This window comes from Ferruginibacter paludis (assembly GCF_030409685.1).
Lineage (GTDB): Bacteria > Bacteroidota > Bacteroidia > Chitinophagales > Chitinophagaceae > Ferruginibacter > Ferruginibacter paludis.
In genome coordinates this window covers 197926-217236 of sequence record NZ_JAUFQJ010000007.1, presented here as the reverse complement: position 1 = coordinate 217236, position 19311 = coordinate 197926, and the positions used below count along the sequence as shown (strand labels likewise).

The following is a 19311-nucleotide window of genomic DNA, read 5'->3' as shown; positions in this document are numbered from 1 at the left end:
GGTGGTGATAGCATGATCCTCACCATTCACCACTCACTATTCAATATTCACTATTCACCACTCACCACTCACTATTTCTTACTAATCCTGAACAACAAGCCTCCATCCGTTACTGCGTACAGCTTGCCGTCCATTTGTGCTACGTCACGAAAGCGTTCCTTTTTATCCAGCAACAACATCTCTTCGCCCACCACTTTATTGTTTTCAATTACCAGCCGGTCGATGTGCATACTGCTGAGGCAGGCGATGAACAGATTGTTCTTCCATTCAGGAATGGCATCCCCTGTATAAAAAACAATACCACTTGGTGAGGCAACCGGATCCCAATAATATACTGGCTGCTCCATGCCTTCTTTTTGCTGAATACCATCACCAATTTTTGGTCCATCGTATTCTATCCCATAGGTAATTACAGGCCACCCATAATTTTTTCCTGGTTTAATCAAATTCACTTCATCGCCACCACGCGGACCAAACTCTACTTCCCACAAATCGCCTGTTACAGGGTTAATGTCCAGCCCCTGCGGATTGCGGTGACCATAAGAATAAATTTCCGGCTTTACATTTGGTTGATTCAAAAATGGATTGCCGGGTGCAGGTTTGCCCTCTTTGGTTATTTTAAATATTTTACCTAAACCGGAGCTCAGTAATTGTGCCTGCGCCCTGCCTGGCAAAATAGATCTTTCACCAGCACTTACAAATAAATTACCATCCTTATCAAATACCAGCCTGGAGCCAAAATGATATTCACTTTTCAGCGCTGGTGTCGCCTGGAAAATAACGGTTGGATTGTGCACAGAAGAATCGGCTTCACTCAGCTCGCCTTTCGCTACTGCCGTTAAATTAGCCGTATCAACCTTTTCAGAAAAAGACCAGTAAATTATTTTGTTCTTTGCAAAATCCGGATCCAGCGCCACATCCAGCAGGCCGCCCTGTCCGCCGTCGTCTACGGGTGGAAGCCCGGTAATCTTTTTTTGCAATGCACCATCGGCAGAACGGATCGTTATAAAACCAGATTTTTCGGTGATCATCAACCTGCCATCCGGCAAAGGTATAATCGCCCAGGGCCGGCCTAAATTTTCTGCAATTTTTTCTACTGTATAAGGCGTTGTGGTGGTAACGGCTTTGATTCTTGTCTGACCGGCAAAAGCTGGTTTGTAATCCGTGTTGGCCTTTGTATTGTCTGCTCCGGTTGCTGCCTGCTTATCCGGCGTTTTAGTATTACAGCTAAAAACAGCTGCCACTCCTGCTATCATTAAAATTTTCGGTAGCGATGTGCATTGCATAAAATAAAATTTAGTTGTTGTAAAAATAAACAAGTTAATGCTTTGTTTTTGCACACTCAATCACTCTTTTCAAGTAAGAATATTGCTTCAACTGGTTTATTAAACACTTTAGCAATTTTTAAAGCTAAAACAGTAGATGGTACATATTTGTTCGCCTCCATTGCATTAATAGTCTGCCTGCTGACTGATACTTTATTTGCCAATTCTTCCTGCGTCAGATTTTTAATGGCCCGTTCCACTCTTATATTATTTTTCATCAGTTGCGGCTTGCGAATTTTTATACATGAGATAGTTAAACCGAACAATAAAAATGATTAGCACAGTAAACATGTTATACACCATTACATCTAAAAAAGGCGTTCCATACACAAGGACAAAGGCAATTAACAACAAAAGGTAACTCACACAAACAGCCCATAGCAAGGACGACAAACGCAGCTCCGCAATAAACTCATCTTCATTTTTCTCTTTTGAAAAGCTTACCAGCATAGCGCCGATAATAAAAATTGAACCAATAACGGTATTGGTAATATTGGTGTATCTGAAACTAAAATACAGATAATGCGATTCAGTGCCTTCATTGGCTATTGAAAACACGTTACACCAAAGCCACGCAGCTGCAAATTCGTGATAGGCTAATACGAGGCCAAAAATAGTAGCTGGAATCAATATCACCCAGCCGATTTTTTTATACCGGTTCGACAATAATAATTTGGTTGACATAACTTCAAAATTTCTACTAATGTAATACATCTTTTACTTAATGTCAAGTATTTTTTACATTTTGTATAAAATACCCGACATCAGGGGATACCTTAGATAATATTACAGGTCTTTAAAAGCTACCATTTTCAGCAGTCAATGGCAATTACCCGGAAACCACATTTAATTTTATCTTTGCCTCCCGTCAAAAAACAAAAACACCTTAACCAAAATGATCAGAAGAAAATTTTTAACCTCCGCAGCAGCATTAACGGCCGGTACAGCCGTAGCTGCCATGCCAATGAGTATAGCAGCCGATAAAAAGCAATTGGTGCACCATGTATTTTTCTGGCTAAAAAACCCGGATTCCGTTGAAGACCGGGATAAACTGGTGGAAGGTGTAAAAACACTTTCCAAAATTGAAACCATCCGCAAAATACATGTAGGCGTGCTGGCCAGTACCGAAAAAAGAGACGTAGTTGATACCAGCTGGCAGGTATCCGAACTGATGTTTTTTGACGATCCCGCAGGGCAGAAAACTTACCAGGATCATCCCATACACCAGGCTTTTATAAAAAATTACAGTCACCTGTGGGCTAAAGTGGTGGTGTATGATGTGGCTGAAGTGTAAGGATAATTTATACCCGTTCATTTCCAGTTCACGGCTTCCATTGCAGCAATTAAAAGCTTGTTTATCTTTGCCCTCATTATGCCTGTTACTATTTTAGCAATTGAATCTTCCTGCGATGAAACCGCGGCTTCGGTATGTGTGGATGGCCGCATCTTATCCAACTATATCGCTACCCAAAAAGTACACGAAAAATATGGCGGTGTAGTGCCGGAACTCGCCAGCAGGGCGCATTTACAAAACATTGTTCCGGTGGTTGACCTTGCTTTGAAAGAAAGCGGTTGTTCCATGCAATCCCTGGACGCCATTGCGTTTACGCAGGCTCCCGGGCTGATCGGTTCTTTACTTGTAGGGGCCCAATTCGCCAAATCGATGGCGCTGGCGCTGGATAAACCGCTGATTGCCGTACATCATATGCAGGCGCATGTGCTGGCCAATTTAATACCTGACGATAAACCGGATTTTCCTTTTTTATGTCTTACCGTAAGTGGCGGCCATACACAAATTGTGCTGTGCACTTCGCCCACGACAATGAAAGTAATTGGCGAAACCATTGATGATGCAGCCGGTGAAGCATTTGATAAAACAGCCAAATTGTTAGGACTGCCATACCCCGGCGGACCGTTGATTGACAAGTACGCAGCCAATGGAAATCCCAACCGTTTTGCATTTCCCGAACCACAAATTGCCGGATTGAATTTCAGTTTTAGTGGATTAAAAACCTCTATTTTATATTTTTTACAAAACGCCGGCAGCAGCAATGTTTTTAAGGAAGCATTCACTGCTACCGCGGAAGAGAAGCAACGCTTTATTGATGAGAACCTGGCAGACATCTGCGCTTCGGTTCAGCACCGCATCATCAGTATTTTGATCAATAAGGTAAAGAAGGCGGCAAAGGAAACCGGCATCAAAGATATTTGTATTGCCGGCGGCGTGAGTGCCAACAGCGGCTTGCGGAAAGCATTGAAAGAAACGGGTGACAAAATGGGTTGGCGAACATTTATCCCGGCTTTTGAATACTGCACAGACAATGCGGCCATGATCGCCATTACTGCCTACTACAAGTTTTTGCAAAACGATTTCGTTTCATTGAACATCAGTCCTTCACCGAGGGCTGCATTTGATATGTAACAAAACTTCTTTTTATTTTACTGTCACGCACCACCATCAAATTTGTATCAACCCTTCTAACCTGTGGCTAATAACTTTTTTCAGTTTAAACAATTCATCGTTTACCAGCAGCATTGTGCCATGAAGGTGAGTACCGACTCCTGTATTTTTGGAGCGGTCACCGCTTCTTTTTTTGGTGATGTTCCCGAAAAGGCTGACACAGGTAAATGCTATCTCGATATTGGTACGGGCACCGGTGTACTCAGCATGATGCTGGCGCAGCAAACAACGGCCGCCATTGACGCAGTAGAAATTGACAACGCAGCTTTTGAGCAAGCCACCCAAAATTTTTCCGCTTCGCCTTTTTGGAAACAATTGACAGCCCACCATACTGATGTGCTCAAATTTGAACCGGGTAAAAAATACAATGGTATCCTGTGCAACCCGCCTTTTTTCGAGGGTGATTTGCAATCGGACAATGCTATGAAGAATGCGGCTAAGCACAGTACTACTTTTACCCTGCAGCAATTGCTAACTACTGCGGACCGCCTTTTAACTGTTGATGGCATCCTTGCTGTGTTGTTGCCCTATCACCGGGTAGATGCATTTATACAATCGGCCAATGACCTGCAATTTTTTTTACAGGAACAGATACTGGTGCGCCATACAACTACACATCCTTATTTCAGGGGTATTTTATTTTTATCCCGTCAGCAATCTACTGCGCACACAAAAGAATTGGTTATCAAGAATGAAGGGAATGTGTATACGGATGCATTTATTGATTTATTGAAGGATTACTATTTGTAACATTGATTGCGGTATAACGCTACCCGAACGGCGGCTTTCAGCCCCTCGGCGGTTGGATAAAGTTTTTCCAAAATAATGCCGCAGTCTATGTCAACCGCCGTCAGGGTTTATAACCGCTGACGGGGTTGTTTGCAGCGTATAATTAATGGAGAGTCTATATTGCCCACTCCGCCGCAATCCGAACAGTTGTCTACTGGAGGATTCGCCTCTGCCGCCGGCGGGGCTGCGTAACTGCGACGCTGCTGCTTTCGTCTCTTGCAAAAAAATATTGCTGCGCATTTTTTTGAATCCCGCCCCGGGCGGGACAGAAGCGAAAGAGGCATCTTATCCAGTTACTGTGTTCAACTTGAAGGATTGTTCGAAGCGTCTTAAATTTTCGCAATTCTTTTAAGCCCGCAAATTTCATGTGCCCGCTCCACGCATCCTGTACTCTTCAAACGGCCTCGAATAAAAAGTGCTAGAAATTTTCAGCATAGACCGTTAAGAAATCAACGTTGTTTGAGCCAGCACAGACTGGGAAGTATTAAACTTTTCCGGCGAGTTCGTTGATTTTAGGGCTATGCTGAAAATTTCAGCCTTTTTATTCGCAGCCTTGATTTTTTTGTTTCTTTTTGTATCAAGACAAAAAGAAAGCAAACCCTTCGGCAAAAGAATTGTGTAGGGAGATGTTACGATAACAGAATACTAATACAAATCGAACAAGCGTTGCCAAAAGATTAAAACGCACAAGAGGGCGATGCAACAATGCCCCACGTAGCTCCTTAGCCCGGACCAACATTTTTATTTACTGATACTGATATAACGCACTTCATCAATCCCGATACCAGTACCCCTTCCACCGTTGCCGGCCTCGGTTAAAAAATAGCGAAAGGCAAACCGGCCATTTATTGGTTGGGTAAGGCCCGTGATTTTAGTTTCAAATTTTGTCCACCCGGTCGGAAAGGCTTGTGCGATTGTTTCCGCCGTACTTTGCGGACCACCATCAATTGGATAGGTGCCGGGCGAATTGTGCCACTCGTATTGGTTGGGGTTGATGTCAATGACCGGGTCGGTTACCTGGGTGAAGCTGCCGGTGCTTTCTCCATTGCCCACCAGTTCGGCACTGTCGTTTTGGGTGTTGACCCACACCTGGAGCCGGTTGGCAAAATCCGAACTGTCGAGCGGATTGTCATCTACATAACCAGGCACTTTGTGCGATCGGGTGTAAAAAATAATCTGGTCGCCATTTTGCATCAGCACCGACGGCGATACCAGCCACTGGCTGATGATACCCTTCGGCGCACTGGTGGATAAAAAATCAACGCCGATAAAACCGGCATTGCTGCCCTTGTTGCTGTAGGCAGAAAACAACGCAGGAATGGTGCCGCCATCCCGCCAAACCGATGGACCCAGCGGAACGCTTTTATTGATGATATGCCAACCTCTTGCAATGGCCGCATCTACCGTATCAAAAGATTCTGTAAAAGAAGAATGATCCACTATGGGTGGCGGCGTTGCCAGGTAACGGTCGTCTTTACAGGAAGACAATGCCAGCGTTCCGGCTATGCTGGCAACTATTATTTTATGCAACAGATATAATTTCATAAATGTTTGTTATGGTTAAAGCGGCCATTTACAACGGCATGAAAATAACAATTTTTGCGCTAGCGGTATATAAAAAATAGCGCCTTACACCTGGAAGACACCTGTTTTAAATTCAGCAATATGGTTGTTTTGATTCGCAGCAGCAATGCCCTCCGCAATCACCAGCCGGGTATCGGCCGGGTCTATGATAGCATCAATCCATAGCCTTGCCGCGGCATAATAGGGCGTTGTTTGTTGTTGGTAGCGTTGCATGATTTCATCCAGCAAATCTGCTTCGTCTTTTGGTAAAATGGTTTTGCCTTTTGCCTTCAGCGATGCTACCTGAATCTGCAGCAGGGTTTTACCCGCCTGCTCCCCACCCATCACGGCAATTTTAGCGCTGGGCCAGGCATAAATAAAGCGGGGATCGTAGGCCTTGCCACACATGGCATAATTGCCGGCGCCATAACTGTTGCCGATGATAATGGTAATTTTTGGCACCACCGAATTGGCTACCGCATTCACCATTTTAGCACCGTCTTTTATAATACCCGATTGCTCGCTGCGACTGCCTACCATAAAGCCCGTGACATCCTGCAAAAACACGAGGGGTATTTTTTTCTGGTTGCAGTTCATGATAAAGCGGGCGGCTTTATCGGCGCTGTCGTTGTAAATAACACCACCCAGTTGCATCTCGCCCTTTTTATTTTTTACAATCAGCCGCTGGTTGGCCACAATGCCCACGGCCCAGCCTTCAATGCGGGCATAGCCACACACAATCGTTTTGCCATAGTCTTCTTTAAACTGATCGAAGCTGCCGGCATCGGTGAGGCTGTTGATGAGCTGCACCATGTCATAAGGTTTGGTATTGCCTTCGCTCAGCACACCGTAAACGTTGGACGCCTGTGCCGGTGCATGCGGTGCAATCCTGTCGAACCCTGCATCGGCGGGCCTTGCCAGCTTGCCCATGATTTTTTTGATGTGATCCAGGCATTCGTGTTCTGTTTCAAATTTATAATCGGCTATGCCGCTGATTTCGGTGTGCGTTACGGCGCCGCCCAATGTTTCAGCGTCTACCGTTTCGCCAATGGCCGCCTTTACCAGGTACGGACCGGCCAGGTAAATAGAACCGTTGCCTTCCACCATCAATGTTTCATCGCTCATGATGGGCAGGTAGGCGCCACCAGCAACACAGGCACCCAACACGGCTGCAATCTGCGTAATACCCATAGCACTCATCTGGGCGTTGTTGCGGAACACGCGGCCGAAATGTTCCTTGTCAGGAAAAATATCGTCCTGCAGCGGAAGGTACACGCCGGCACTATCTACCAGGTAAATAATGGGCAGCCTGTTTTCCATGGCCATCTCCTGCATGCGCAGATTTTTTTTACCCGTGATGGGAAACCAGGCACCGGCTTTAACCGTTTGATCGTTCGCAACGATAACGCATTGCCGTCCGCTGACATAGCCCAGCCCGCTGACGGTTCCGCCGGCCGGGCAACCACCATGTTCGGCATACATTTCGTAGCCGGCAAAAGCGCCCATTTCAATAAAAGGTTTGCCTGCATCGCAGAGGTATTGAATGCGTTCCCTGGCGGTTAATTTATTTCTTTCGTGCTGTTTTTTAATGGCGGCTTTTCCGCCCCCATCATAAATGGTTTCCAGCTTTTGGCGTACCTGGCTATACGCCAGTTTCATGGCATCTTCGTTCATGTTAAATGCTAAATCCATAATCAAATTATTTAGCCCGGCGGCAATGAAACACTAAGTTATTGAAATGTTTGCTTGTTTGGTAATGGGGTTGTCCGGGCTAAAACAGCTATGGGCAGCATCGTTGTGTCACTCACTTTTACGGCATGCCGTTGGGGGACTTTTATTGATGCCGAGTGCAGAAGTTAAGGCCTGTCGAGCCATGTTTAAAACTAATAAGAAAATTAGTATATATTGCGTTGCTGCATTATCAAAACCTTAACCTGTTCATCATGAAAGCAATCATTTTACCCTTTGTTGTACTATTTGTTTTTTTAAGTCATGGCTTAAAAAGTTCAGCCCAGGCAATCAACACACAGGATTCTCTTGCACTACTTAAGCTATATGATAGCACCAACGGCAACAGCTGGACCAACCATACCAATTGGAAAACAACGGCACCGGTAAGCACCTGGTTTGGCATTGGCGTTACCGGTAACAGGGTGATCAGTATTACCATGATGGGCAATCATCTTACCGGCGGTATTCCTGTTGAAATCGGAAACCTAAGCGCTTTGACTACCCTCATATTAATAGACAATGAGCTTATGGGTGGCCTGCCTGCAACGATCGGCAATCTTTCTGCCCTGATACATTTGCAAATAATTGCCAGGTATTTAAGCGGCCCCTTACCCACCGAGTTGGGCAAACTCACCAACCTTACATTTCTGGACCTTTTCAGCAACCAGTTTTCAGGAAAAGTACCGGTATCACTGACAACGTTGCCGAACATACAAACTATTGATTTGAGTTACAACAGTTTTACTTTCGATGGCATGGAGGAAATGGTGCTGGCGTATAAAAACCCAGGCCTTTTTGTATACACTCCGCAGAATATTATTCCCATCTATAATTCAGGCACAAAACTATCTGTACCCATTGGCGGCACACTTGCCAGGGATACTGTACGGTGGTATAAGTCTGGCAGCGGTTTAGTGGCTACTGTTGTTGGTGATGATAGTTTTACGCCATCCAGTGCAGGTGTGTACCATGCAGAAGCAACAAACAGCATAGCAACCGAACTGACACTGGTGAGTGACAGCATTGCTGTTGGCGCCATTCTTTGCGACACTACTACCACCGTTGTTACAAATATTACCGATACCATCAAAAAGGATATTACCGTTGGCCTGGCTAAGTTGTTCACCATTGCACCAACAGGCGTTACACATCCATTAACCGGCAGTACGTCTTGCCAGGTAACAGTGGATACCGCTGTAACAGTATTCAATCAACAACCTTACGTTGAGCGACATTTTGATATTACGCCGGCCGTAAATGCCGCAACCGCAGAAGCAACTGTCACCTTATATTTTGCCCAAAGCGAATTTGATGACTACAATACTTATGTAATGTCCCACCACCTGATTCTTCCCCTGTTGCCCGTTAACGGCGTTGACAATGGAAACGTCCGCATTACGCAGTTTCACGGTGAGTACACCGGATCTTCCAGCCCCGGCAATTATTTAAGCAATAATACCGTGGTGATTACCCCGCTGGTTGTTTGGGATGCCATCAATCAATGGTGGGCCATCACTTTCCCGGTAAAGGGTTTCAGCGGTTTCTACGTCAATACGGCTAACGTTGTATTGCCGGTACAACTCACCCATTTTGCTGCTGTGCCTGCAGGCAAAAAAGTAATGCTTCAATGGACAACTTCGGGCGAAAAAAACATCCGGGAGTTTGTTGTACAACACAGTGTAAACACAACGTTTAGTGCAATCGGAAACCTGCAACCGCAAACAGCTGCCAGCAACAGCTACCAGTTTACAGACGAGCAACCTGCGACCGGCAATAATTATTACCGGTTAAAAATAATTGACGATAACGGCGCTGTTACCTATAGCGAAACCATCAACATCATATTTAAAGAAACGACCAGTGCCATTAAAATTTATCCCAACCCCGTCGCTTCCGTACTGACAGTTCAGGTAACATCAGCGAAGGCACAAAACATTGAACTGGTTATTAATGATGTTTCAGGTAAGGCGGTGTATAAGAAAACCACATCCGTCAACGCCGGCGACAATCAAAAATCATTCAACGTAGCAACACTTTCCACCGGTACCTATTTTTTAATTACCACGGTAAACGGCAAGCAACAAAAGGTGCAGTTTATAAAAGAATAACGCACCGGTGAACATCCGGGTGTAATGAAAAAACAGGCTGATTGATTGGCCTGTTTTTGTATGCGTGGATTTATACAACGATTCGTATTTGCGTACCTTACGCACTTTTGTCAACCATCTGCGATTTTTTTATTGTTCCGGATGTTTGATTGCTTAGGATTGTTGTTGTCCGGGCTGAAACAGCGTTGGGCGGCATCGTTGTGTCACTCACTTGTCCAGTATACCGTTGAGGGGCTTTTATCGATGCGGAGGTCGAGTGTTTCTTAGTATAAAGAAAAAATTTCCTGGTTGCCCACACTATACGAGAATTTTACATTAATTGTTGATTTGAATTTTGATAGTCGGAATATGACGTTTATTATTATATATTTACCTTTTGGCTAAAATTTTACACCACTCCTAAACGTCACCCATTACCAAATGAGAATTACAAATAAACAAAAGATAGAACTCAAGAACATTCTAACAGAATCGGGTTTAGATGAAGAACAATTTGAATTCGTTGGAGAAGATGAGAAATTCCAAATAAAGTTTAGAACTGACTTTTTTACATTCTCAATAGAAATGTATGAGCCTGAAAAATATTTAAATACGATAACCTATGTAAACAATAAAAAGCCCCATTCCTTAAGACAAAATTGGAAGGATACAATTTCTCAATTTCAACATTGGGCAAAGGGGATTTCTGAGGATGTAAAACATTTACCAAAAGCTATCACGAAGAAGGAACTTAAATTTCCACCTGAAATATTTAAATATTCAAAAGCATTTGTAGAGATTTATGAACAAGCATCAACAGCTGAGGCAAATGGACTCAATGAAATCTGTGGACTTGGCTACAGAAAAGCCTTTGAGTTTTTAATTAAAGATTTTCTTTTAAAAAAACATCCTAAGACAGAACATTCAAAAATTAAGGAAATGCAAATAAGTCCTTGCATTAATCAGTATGTGACAAGTGATGAAATTAAACTCTTAGCTATAAGAGTCCTATGGCTAGGTAATGACCAAGCACATTATTTAAAAAAATGGAAAGGGAAAAAGCTAAGTGATCTCAAATCACTAATTGACCTAACAATCAAATGGATATTAATTAGAGATGAGTTAAGTAAAGTAGAAAAGGACATGCCAAAAGGAAAATAAACTCTTTAAACAAACGTCAACCCGATAGCGTTAATATTTTATGAATAATTTAAATCATATTGAAAATCAAATTGACAACTCAATTATTTCCAGTGAACTAACGAATTTAACTTCAGGTATCACGGAAGTTGGTATCGACGGCCTACTCGAAAATGGTATTTTAAAAGACTTGCCAATAGTTTCGAGCATTATCAGCGCTACTAAAATTGGCATTGCTATTAAAGAACGAATTTTTCTTAAAAAAGTTTTATCTTTTTTATACCAAGTAAAGGACATTCCGATTAATGAACGCCAGAAATTTATTGAAAAAATAACGGGTGACGATAAATACAAAACAAAGGTTGGCGAAAGTTTACTATTAATTTTGGATAAATTAAATGATTATACAAAAGCTGAGCTTATTGGAAAATTATTTGCAGCTAGTATTAAGGGAGAGATCGATTACAATACATTCCTAAAGCTTTCAAACATCATTGATAGATGTTATGTTCCCGACTTGCATAATCTTGTTTTAATTTATAAAGGAAGCCAAAGCCAAGTTGATGATGTTGAAACAGATATCTTATACAACTTAGGAGTTTTAATCAACAAAGGAGTAAATGGCCAAACATTCATGTACAGAGACGATGAGAAAATTCCCAACAAGAGAAATCAGTTAGAAATAAATAAATATGGTAAGTTAATAGTCAAAATATTGTTCACTAAAGATTTTTAAAATTTACTCTTCCTATTTACTATAATTGTATGCAATTCCTCGACGGAAATAATTACACTTCCTAGACGTTAGGAGTTCAAGAATTAAATTTTGAAGAATTTCAATTTTTACGACACTTGCCTTTGCTTTATAAACAAAAACATTTGCTATAGTTAAATATGAAAGACTATCTTCATTTCTATTCAACCCTTATATTGCAATCAAAACAGCGAAACCGAAAACTGTATATCGAAAGAGTAGGTAGAAATAAAAATCATGAAATATTTTTTAGTATTGTTTTTATTGAGTTTTCAAAGTTCAATAATATATAGTCAAATAATTGCAACCACTACCGACGGCAAGAAGGTTATTCTTGAGGCAAACAAAACATGGAAATATGCAGACAGCAGTAAGACTGATATAATTTGTCAATTACCTTCAGACTATGTTGAACCAAAAAGTACAAAGGAAATGTACAGAATGCTAAAGCCAAACGGTTCCAGCATTGACGATTTGAAGCAGTATGTTTCGGTAGACAATGAATGCAAATTAGATGATGTAAAAATCATAAGTTTTTCCGAACAGCCAGGAAATGGCATTTACAATCTTTGTGTCAAAGGTATGAAGATGAAATATAGGAGAACCGGCTCTGTGTTTACGAAGTACAATGAGAATTTGATAACGGGTGAAAAATAATTTTGCATATCCATGCTAAATGGTTATATTATCATATGAGGGGCTATAAAACACCTTCCTTAGTAGTAATGCAGAGTAAAATCAATTTTAATTTCATCAACCCTTTAAAACAAAAAACCTAATGAAAAGCTTTATTAAAGTTACAAAAACAACCGACACCGGCGGCGGAGAAATTTGGATATCAAAATATCAAATCGTCTACTTAGAAGCAGACGAAAGACACTCTCAAACTTACATTTACTATTCTGATAAAGAACTTAAAGTTACCGAAAGTATACCTGCAATTTTAAATCAAATAGGTGAATAGTAAGCTTCCTCATTACAATTCATTTTCTATACCGGGATTTTCTCAGCCACACCACTAATAAGAGTTAATTTACGTAAAACACCGAGGTTGAATACGCTACCTTACTAAATCGTTTACCCAAGTATTGATGCGATCTAAAAGACGTGTTTGCCAGCCTATATTTTAACACGGCCGCCAAAGTAGCGGCTCTGAAGTAAATTCTTCTATCCTCATGCGCAGAATTGTTTTGAATGCGTTGAATAATTCCATTATTTTGAATGGCAAAAAAATAGTTACCATATGGAAGTACAACAAGCCTATAATAGTTGGGCAGACCAATACGACACCAATCAAAACAAAACAAGAGACCTTGAAGCCATCTCCCTGCGTACTGCTTTAGCCGATATCCAAGTGGATAACTGCCTGGAAATTGGATGTGGAACAGGAAAGAATACTGCCTTTCTTTTAACCAAAGCAAAACAGGTTACAGCAGTTGACTTTTCGGAGGAAATGCTGGCAAAGGCAAGGCAAAAAATAAATGCGGACAATGTTCAGTTTATCCAGGCAGACATTACCAACGAGTGGACTTTTATCACCAAACAATACGATCTCGTAACCTTTAGCTTAGTGCTGGAGCACATTGAAAACCTGGAAGAAATTTTTAAAAAAGTATCGGCTGTACTACAGCCAAATGGCCTGGTGTATGTAGGCGAGCTTCATCCATTTAAACAATATACCGGCACCAAAGCAAGGTTCGACACAGCAGCCGGTCAGCAAATCCTCACCTGTTTTAATCACCACGTTTCAGACTTCACAACAGCCGCAAAACAACATGGTTTTGAAATAATGGATATCGCCGAATATTTTGACGACGGTGACAAAACAACCATTCCAAGAATTCTGACACTGTTATTTAGAAAAAAATAAGGACAGTTCCGCCTGTTAAAAACTTCCACCGCCAATAATTTGCAGGTGAGCAGGCAAGTAAATGAATGCCGTAGAAATAAATAATAATCTCCAAACCTAAGAGTAGCGATCCGATGCCGAAGCCACAGTAGCACCAAAGCCAAATAGTAGCATCCACCCGAAAAGGGGATGTAATCCTTTTCAGGCGGCTTTTTGGGTTACTTTTTTTCCGCCAAAAAGTAACAGAAAGCGGTAGCATTTTAGCAGAGCAGGCAGCTTTATTAAATTACTGGCGGGGAGCACAAAGCGTTCCTACGGAACGCTACGATTATTGATGAATACATTTCTACCCACCTGTTGTTCCTATGGAACATGCAATGCCGTGCCAATCAAATTATCCTTATAGGGTATCGGGTGAAAAGCTACTTTTATTGTCAGCACAAATTTCTTAGCAATAGTATACCGTTGCATATGCATGCCTGCAAACGCAACAATAATTGCCGGATGTTTTCTATCCGCATTATTCGGATAACAAATGAATGCATGGTTAAAAACATTGCACTACCCGAAACCAGGTAAAAAGTATTAGCTTGGTCGGATAAATACCATTGCCGGAAAATTTTAGAAAAGGTTCAATTAAAAAATAATGCGTAAATATAGTTACCTGGTCGCAATCCTGCTTTTACCTGCGATCGTTTCCGGTCAGCAGTCCATTAAAAAATTTGTCCGGGAAACTCAATCGGCCATCACTTCCATCGAACCCGATTCCACGAATTATGAGGATCTTGAAACCATCGGGACTGCGATAGGAAATGCGACAATTGTACTGCTGGGCGAGCAGGATCACGGTGATGCCCCAACCTATCTTGCAAAAACAAGGCTGATAAAATACCTGCATGAAAAGAAAGGGTTTACTGTATTGGCTTTTGAAAGTGATTTTTTTGGATTGAATGAAGGATGGGATAACCTGCCCAAACAGGAAAAACTAATTGACACGTTTTTGCATAAAAACATCACCACAGTCTGGACGGATTGTATTACCTGCCAGGGTTTATTTTACAACTTTATACCGGAGACCTATCGCAACGGCAAGCCGCTGATCGTTACAGGTTTTGACAGTGAAATATTTTTTTCCTACTCCTCTACATTTTTATATCCAAAACTGGACAGTGTGTTAAAGCGGGTAAAAGCTCCCATAAGCCAGTTGCCAAATTATGCAGCTGAAATATATCCGTTGATAAAAAATTGGTACGCTAATTTGAAGGACTCCGCAAAGTTTAACAACACCAATAATTACTTATCGGACATCAAAAAACAACTGTCGGTTTTACTGGGCAACGCCAACTTTTGGACCATTGTAGCAGACAACCTTCTTAATAACAATCTCAAATTCAAATATGCTTTGAATGATCCATTAAAAGCAAGCCAGATCAGGGATTCCCTGATGGCAGTCAATCTGAAATGGCTCACGGAAACAAAATTTGCAGGTCAAAAAATTATTGTGTGGGCCGCTAACACTCATATTCGCAAATTCTCCGGAAATTTCCCGATACCATTTTTAAATACAGTACAATCAATGGGGTCAATTTTTACCTCTGACGCTGTGTTAGAAAAAAAATCTTTTGTTATCGGCTTCACTTCCTATGAAGGATATGCCGGCCGGCTTGGTTCGCAGAAATATACGTTAAACAAACTCAGGAGTAATTCCTTTGAAAACTGGATTGATAAATCATCCAACTATGCTTTTGTAAATTTCCGGAATTACACTGGAAAAGATGAGCTTTTTTACATGTCTGGCATCAATCACAACAATTATGAAGGACTTTGGAACAAAATATACGATGGTGTTTTCTTTATAAGAAAAATGTACTCGTGTACACCTTAGAAGGTAATACCAAATGCGGACGGCTTTTACTACTTTTTTCCGCAAAAAAAGTAACAGTAAGCGGTAGCAATGTAGCAGAGCAAACAGATTTATTTAATAGCCAGCGGCAGGAGCATAAAAAGTGTTAGCCCCGCAAATAAATATTACTGTTCAAACCCAAGAGTAGCGGTCCTATGCCGAAGCCACAGTAGTACCAAAGCCAAATAGTAGCACCCACCCGAAAAGGGGATGTAATCCTTTTCGGGCGGCTTTTTTGGTTACTTTTTTTCCGCAAAAAAAGTAACAGAAAGCTGCAGCAATTTATCAGAGCAGACAGATTTATTTAATTCCTAAAAGCAGGAGCGAAATTATTTTTTCGAAACCACAACCATCGCAGCCCCTCTCACCAACGGCACAGCCATTTCAACCAGATCGCCTTTTCTTGTAGTCTTAATGTTAATCGCATCAATACGTCCAGGCAAATAAACTTTATAAATAAAATTATCTTTCGCAAATACAGCATCCTTCAACACAACCGTAACAACATCACCCTCCCCATACACAACCGGTACTGTGTAGCCAGACTTGGTTTTAAAAATATTCACTTTTGCTTTATCATTGTTCACGCGAACAATACCCGGTTGAAGCACCCATTGCTTTTCTTTTAACTGGTTCATCAGCGGACCATAATCGAGGTACAACTGATCCACCATGCTATCAGGTTGCAGCGCATGGTCATTGCCGGGGAAAGGGCACATGGGAAACACGCCGAGGTATAAATATTTCTGAAAAAAATTATCCCCGCCTACGGCTTCAATCGCTTCTTTGCCGGGCGTCCAGCCCAAGGCGGGCTTGTTAAGGGTTAGAAAAGCCGTGAGGTTCAACGGGCTGGTGGCATTGGTAAATTCATCCAGTATGCCATCGGCATGTTTTAATAAATCAATGCGTTTGTAATGATTGTTTACTAAAACAGATTTACCTGATCCATGCATCAGGGGACCTAATTTTTCCATCAGCCCCTTCCATGAATTCACCAGCGAGCGGGCAGGTTGATTGTCAAACCAGGTGATGCCATCGTCCGCATGTTGATTAAAGAAACGCAGCCAGTCCAGCCGGTCTATGCAGATACCAAACGAGTTGGGAATTTCTTTGATGTGCCGTTGCGCCTGGTTGAGTAAAAACTGCTGGTAGGCAGGATCGCCGCAATCCATTGCTACGGCATCCTTCCAGCTGTAGTAAGGGCCGCCATGCACCGTTTTGGAATCCAGCGCATCCGTAATGGGCACTTTATCCGCAACGGTCAGCATTGCCTTAGGGAAATTAGTATACAAATAATTGCTTGCATCTTTCCACAAGGCATTGGTGTCTGTACGGGTTGATGACTGCGGATATTTAAACCAGCTACCAAACTCGGTGACGTTAAAATAACTCAGCACATAAAAACCTTTTTGCTTCATGCGTTTTGCATAATCATCCATTTGCTCTACCGAAATGGAGCCACCACCCAACCTCGTCCATGGTTCCGTTCTTTTCAACGGCGGCAAAAACATACCCATATAAGGAAAATCAAAACTCGCCTGCCAGTTTACCGTGAAAGCCATCCGCTTCATTTTCACCGCATCAAAATCATCAAAGAAATTAGAGTAAGCAGCCGTTCCACCCAGCGCCGCAGCAGCCGGATTTTTTGGATTAACATAACCGGGATAGCGGGCTACAAACCAGCTTAAGGTACTGCGCCAGTCAGCTTCGTGCGCCACCAGGTCTGATGAAAAATGTATTTTTTTCTCCCCACTCACTTTATTGAAAAGCCGTTCAAATACAATGCTACCATCAGCCCCGGTTTTCATCAGCAGGTTAACAACATCATCCTCCGGTGATAAAAAAACTGACAGGCCAATATCCTGTTGCTGTTCAAATACCGATGCAAATGGAATGGCAAACAGGTTTCCCTGGAAAGGAATAAAACCAACCTTTGGATCTGTATACTCAAAAGGTGGCGCCCCATAATACAAGGTTTGTTTTGAAAACGGCACCGGCATCAACGGATCCAGCCAACCTTTTTCAGCAGTTGTATTTTTATAAGGAGACAAAGCAGCCAGCAACTGAGGTTGGCAATTAGCCGAGTCAAACTGCGGCGTTCCCCAGCTTGTCCAGAAGCGGCTTTCTTTACCGGCAGGATAATGTACCACCGTTTTTATAGGAGCAGAAAAGGGTGAATCGCCACCGGCAATTTCCATCTCCCAGCGAATGCTGTTGGCCTTTGAACTAAAAGTTTCGACTAACGTACAGAATTGCCGCAAAGAGTCTGAATACAAAGTATGTTCAAACCGGATGGATTTTTTATCCGCTGAAGGAATGGCTTTATCGTTTGTGCTGGTAAAACTTTCAATAGCGGTATAAGCAACAACAGGCTTATGCAAGCCCGTTCTGTTGAAGGTCACTCCTGTCACCTTCCCCTGCTTACTCAATTCTATTGTAAGCTGTTTAGATTTCAAAATAAACGGGGCATCCTGTGCCAATAGATTCAACGCCGGTAACAAAAAAATCACAGCAAGTTGAATCACTAATAACCTGGTCAGTAATGGTAGCATCAGCGTTTATTTTGGAATGTCGGTTGTTGGAATATGATGAAATGCCTGGTCAATAAAATGATATGCCAGCAAACGTGTATCCGTTGGAAAGTCGTGTTCAGACGAAGGATAACTGGCCTGCAAATGGTCATCTGCCTGCAGCAAATGATACACCGGCCTTACATTGGCAATGCCTTGTTGAACGCCTTGCACATCAAAATTGCCATCCTTCAAAGGTGCGTTGGTAAACACAGAACGGGGCGCTATCGCAGCAATCACTTCATCAAAATCAAACGGCATTTTTGCCGGATCAAGATGATACTTATTCTTCAGCAAAGGCATGTAGCGATCCTGTGCCCACGGCCCCAATCGGCCGCCATAGATTTGCTCTGCCTCTTTGCCGATGTTGTAATTATCAAACAGCGTCCACCCACAACTTGACACCACCACTTTTAATCGGGTATCAAAAGCTGCTGCAAACAGGGCGCTATGTCCGCCCAACGAATGCCCGATGATGCCAATACGTTCCGGGTCAACATCCTTTCTCGTCAACAACAAATCAACACAACGCATTGCATCAAAAATACTTTTCATGGTGCCGGATTGATAACGGCTATTCTTGAAATCGTACTTTTTCAAATCGCCAAAGCTGGGGTAGTCAGGCGCTATTACCACGTATCCCCTTTGCGCCAGTTCTTTTGCATAAGCCAGTTTCAGGTTGTGCCCTTGCCCGTCCACACTGCCTTTCCCCAGCGAATCCGTTTCATGCAAAGCCAGCATGGCCGGTAGTTTCGCCTGATTGTCTTTACGCACAGGAATGTACAGGTACGCAGGCAGGCGTTCATTTGCTGCTACCAAAAAATCAATGGTATAGCGGATGTAACCGGGTTGGGGCAGACTATCCCTTATCTGCAAATCAAATGCAGGCAAGGAGTCAAAGGAAGGCAATGCTCCCATCGCGGCCTGCAGGCTATCGAGTACCTGCAATCTTTTTTTGTTCCAATCCAGCGCATTGCTGACTGGTTGTTCGTTGCCGGAATTGTCTTTATAATAACGCAGGTGGTTGTTACCGGTATGTTTTTTACATGCCGTAAAAAACAGCGCCATAAAAATCAGCGTTCCTAATTTTTTTAACATGTACTCCGGCAATTAAAAGTGAACCTGGCTAGTGTATCGAA

The 19311-nt window shown here is 42.4% G+C and carries 17 protein-coding genes; 10 read left to right on the top strand and 7 right to left on the bottom strand.

Annotated features, from left to right (window positions below):
• Positions 1 to 71: 71 nt before the first annotated feature.
• Genes QWZ08_RS14385 through QWZ08_RS14375 form a run of 3 tightly spaced genes read right to left on the bottom strand, consistent with a single transcriptional unit; the run spans position 72 to position 2009 of the window.
• Entirely contained in the window at positions 72 to 1286 is a 1215-nt protein-coding gene (locus QWZ08_RS14385; protein ID WP_290338146.1) for a PQQ-dependent sugar dehydrogenase, read from the bottom strand.
• Positions 1287 to 1342: 56 nt separating this feature from the next.
• Positions 1343 to 1543, bottom strand: a complete 201-nt coding sequence (locus QWZ08_RS14380; protein ID WP_290338144.1) for a helix-turn-helix transcriptional regulator — start codon at positions 1541 to 1543, stop codon at positions 1343 to 1345.
• Entirely contained in the window at positions 1533 to 2009 is a 477-nt protein-coding gene (locus tag QWZ08_RS14375) for a hypothetical protein (RefSeq protein ID WP_290338143.1), read from the bottom strand. The genes QWZ08_RS14380 and QWZ08_RS14375 overlap by 11 nt, the downstream gene beginning before the upstream one ends.
• Before the next feature lie 211 nt (positions 2010 to 2220).
• Between QWZ08_RS14375 and QWZ08_RS14370 the strand changes: the two genes are divergently transcribed.
• From QWZ08_RS14370 to QWZ08_RS14360, 3 genes are all read left to right on the top strand, one after another.
• Positions 2221 to 2619: a Dabb family protein gene (locus QWZ08_RS14370; protein WP_290338142.1), complete on the top strand. Its 399-nt coding sequence runs from the start codon at positions 2221 to 2223 to the stop codon at positions 2617 to 2619.
• 78 nt (positions 2620 to 2697) lie between these two features.
• Positions 2698 to 3747 (top strand): tRNA (adenosine(37)-N6)-threonylcarbamoyltransferase complex transferase subunit TsaD, encoded by a 1050-nt coding sequence (gene tsaD, locus QWZ08_RS14365; RefSeq protein ID WP_290338141.1) that lies wholly within the window; start codon positions 2698 to 2700, stop codon positions 3745 to 3747.
• Positions 3748 to 3810: 63 nt separating this feature from the next.
• Entirely contained in the window at positions 3811 to 4536 is a 726-nt protein-coding gene (locus tag QWZ08_RS14360) for a tRNA1(Val) (adenine(37)-N6)-methyltransferase (protein ID WP_290338140.1), read from the top strand.
• A 780-nt stretch (positions 4537 to 5316) separates the two neighbouring features.
• On the opposite strand, the gene QWZ08_RS14355 is transcribed toward QWZ08_RS14360, so the two are convergent.
• Together QWZ08_RS14355 and QWZ08_RS14350 are read right to left on the bottom strand one after the other, a co-directional pair.
• Positions 5317 to 6120: a choice-of-anchor J domain-containing protein gene (locus QWZ08_RS14355; protein ID WP_290338139.1), complete on the bottom strand. Its 804-nt coding sequence runs from the start codon at positions 6118 to 6120 to the stop codon at positions 5317 to 5319.
• Positions 6121 to 6204: 84 nt separating this feature from the next.
• Positions 6205 to 7830 carry an acyl-CoA carboxylase subunit beta gene (locus QWZ08_RS14350; protein ID WP_290338138.1) on the bottom strand — a complete coding sequence of 542 codons (1626 nt, stop codon included), beginning with the start codon at positions 7828 to 7830 and terminating at the stop codon, positions 6205 to 6207.
• Positions 7831 to 8081: 251 nt separating this feature from the next.
• On the opposite strand from QWZ08_RS14350, the gene QWZ08_RS14345 reads away from it, so the two are divergent.
• The 7 genes from QWZ08_RS14345 to QWZ08_RS14315 all read left to right on the top strand — a co-directional run bounded on the left by QWZ08_RS14345 (position 8082) and on the right by QWZ08_RS14315 (position 15584).
• On the top strand, positions 8082 to 9977 hold the full coding sequence (locus tag QWZ08_RS14345; RefSeq protein WP_290338136.1) for a T9SS type A sorting domain-containing protein: 1896 nt from the start codon (positions 8082 to 8084) through the stop codon (positions 9975 to 9977).
• A 420-nt stretch (positions 9978 to 10397) separates the two neighbouring features.
• Positions 10398 to 11117: a DUF4145 domain-containing protein gene (locus QWZ08_RS14340; protein ID WP_290338135.1), complete on the top strand. Its 720-nt coding sequence runs from the start codon at positions 10398 to 10400 to the stop codon at positions 11115 to 11117.
• Between the two features lie 40 nt (positions 11118 to 11157).
• Positions 11158 to 11832: a hypothetical protein gene (locus tag QWZ08_RS14335; RefSeq protein ID WP_290338134.1), complete on the top strand. Its 675-nt coding sequence runs from the start codon at positions 11158 to 11160 to the stop codon at positions 11830 to 11832.
• 255 nt (positions 11833 to 12087) lie between these two features.
• Positions 12088 to 12507, top strand: coding sequence for a hypothetical protein (locus QWZ08_RS14330; RefSeq protein WP_290338133.1), 420 nt, complete (start codon positions 12088 to 12090; stop codon positions 12505 to 12507).
• Positions 12508 to 12628: 121 nt separating this feature from the next.
• Positions 12629 to 12814, top strand: coding sequence for a hypothetical protein (locus QWZ08_RS14325; RefSeq protein ID WP_290338132.1), 186 nt, complete (start codon positions 12629 to 12631; stop codon positions 12812 to 12814).
• A gap of 279 nt (positions 12815 to 13093) precedes the next feature.
• Positions 13094 to 13720 carry a class I SAM-dependent methyltransferase gene (locus tag QWZ08_RS14320; protein WP_290338131.1) on the top strand — a complete coding sequence of 209 codons (627 nt, stop codon included), beginning with the start codon at positions 13094 to 13096 and terminating at the stop codon, positions 13718 to 13720.
• Between the two features lie 625 nt (positions 13721 to 14345).
• Entirely contained in the window at positions 14346 to 15584 is a 1239-nt protein-coding gene (locus QWZ08_RS14315; protein ID WP_290338130.1) for an erythromycin esterase family protein, read from the top strand.
• A gap of 347 nt (positions 15585 to 15931) precedes the next feature.
• Here the strand turns inward: QWZ08_RS14315 and QWZ08_RS14310 are convergent, their stop codons facing one another.
• On the bottom strand, positions 15932 to 18154 hold the full coding sequence (locus QWZ08_RS14310) for a hypothetical protein (RefSeq protein WP_290338129.1): 2223 nt from the start codon (positions 18152 to 18154) through the stop codon (positions 15932 to 15934).
• Positions 18155 to 18160: 6 nt separating this feature from the next.
• Positions 18161 to 19270, bottom strand: a complete 1110-nt coding sequence (locus QWZ08_RS14305) for an alpha/beta fold hydrolase (protein WP_290338128.1) — start codon at positions 19268 to 19270, stop codon at positions 18161 to 18163.
• Positions 19271 to 19311: the final 41 nt, after the last annotated feature.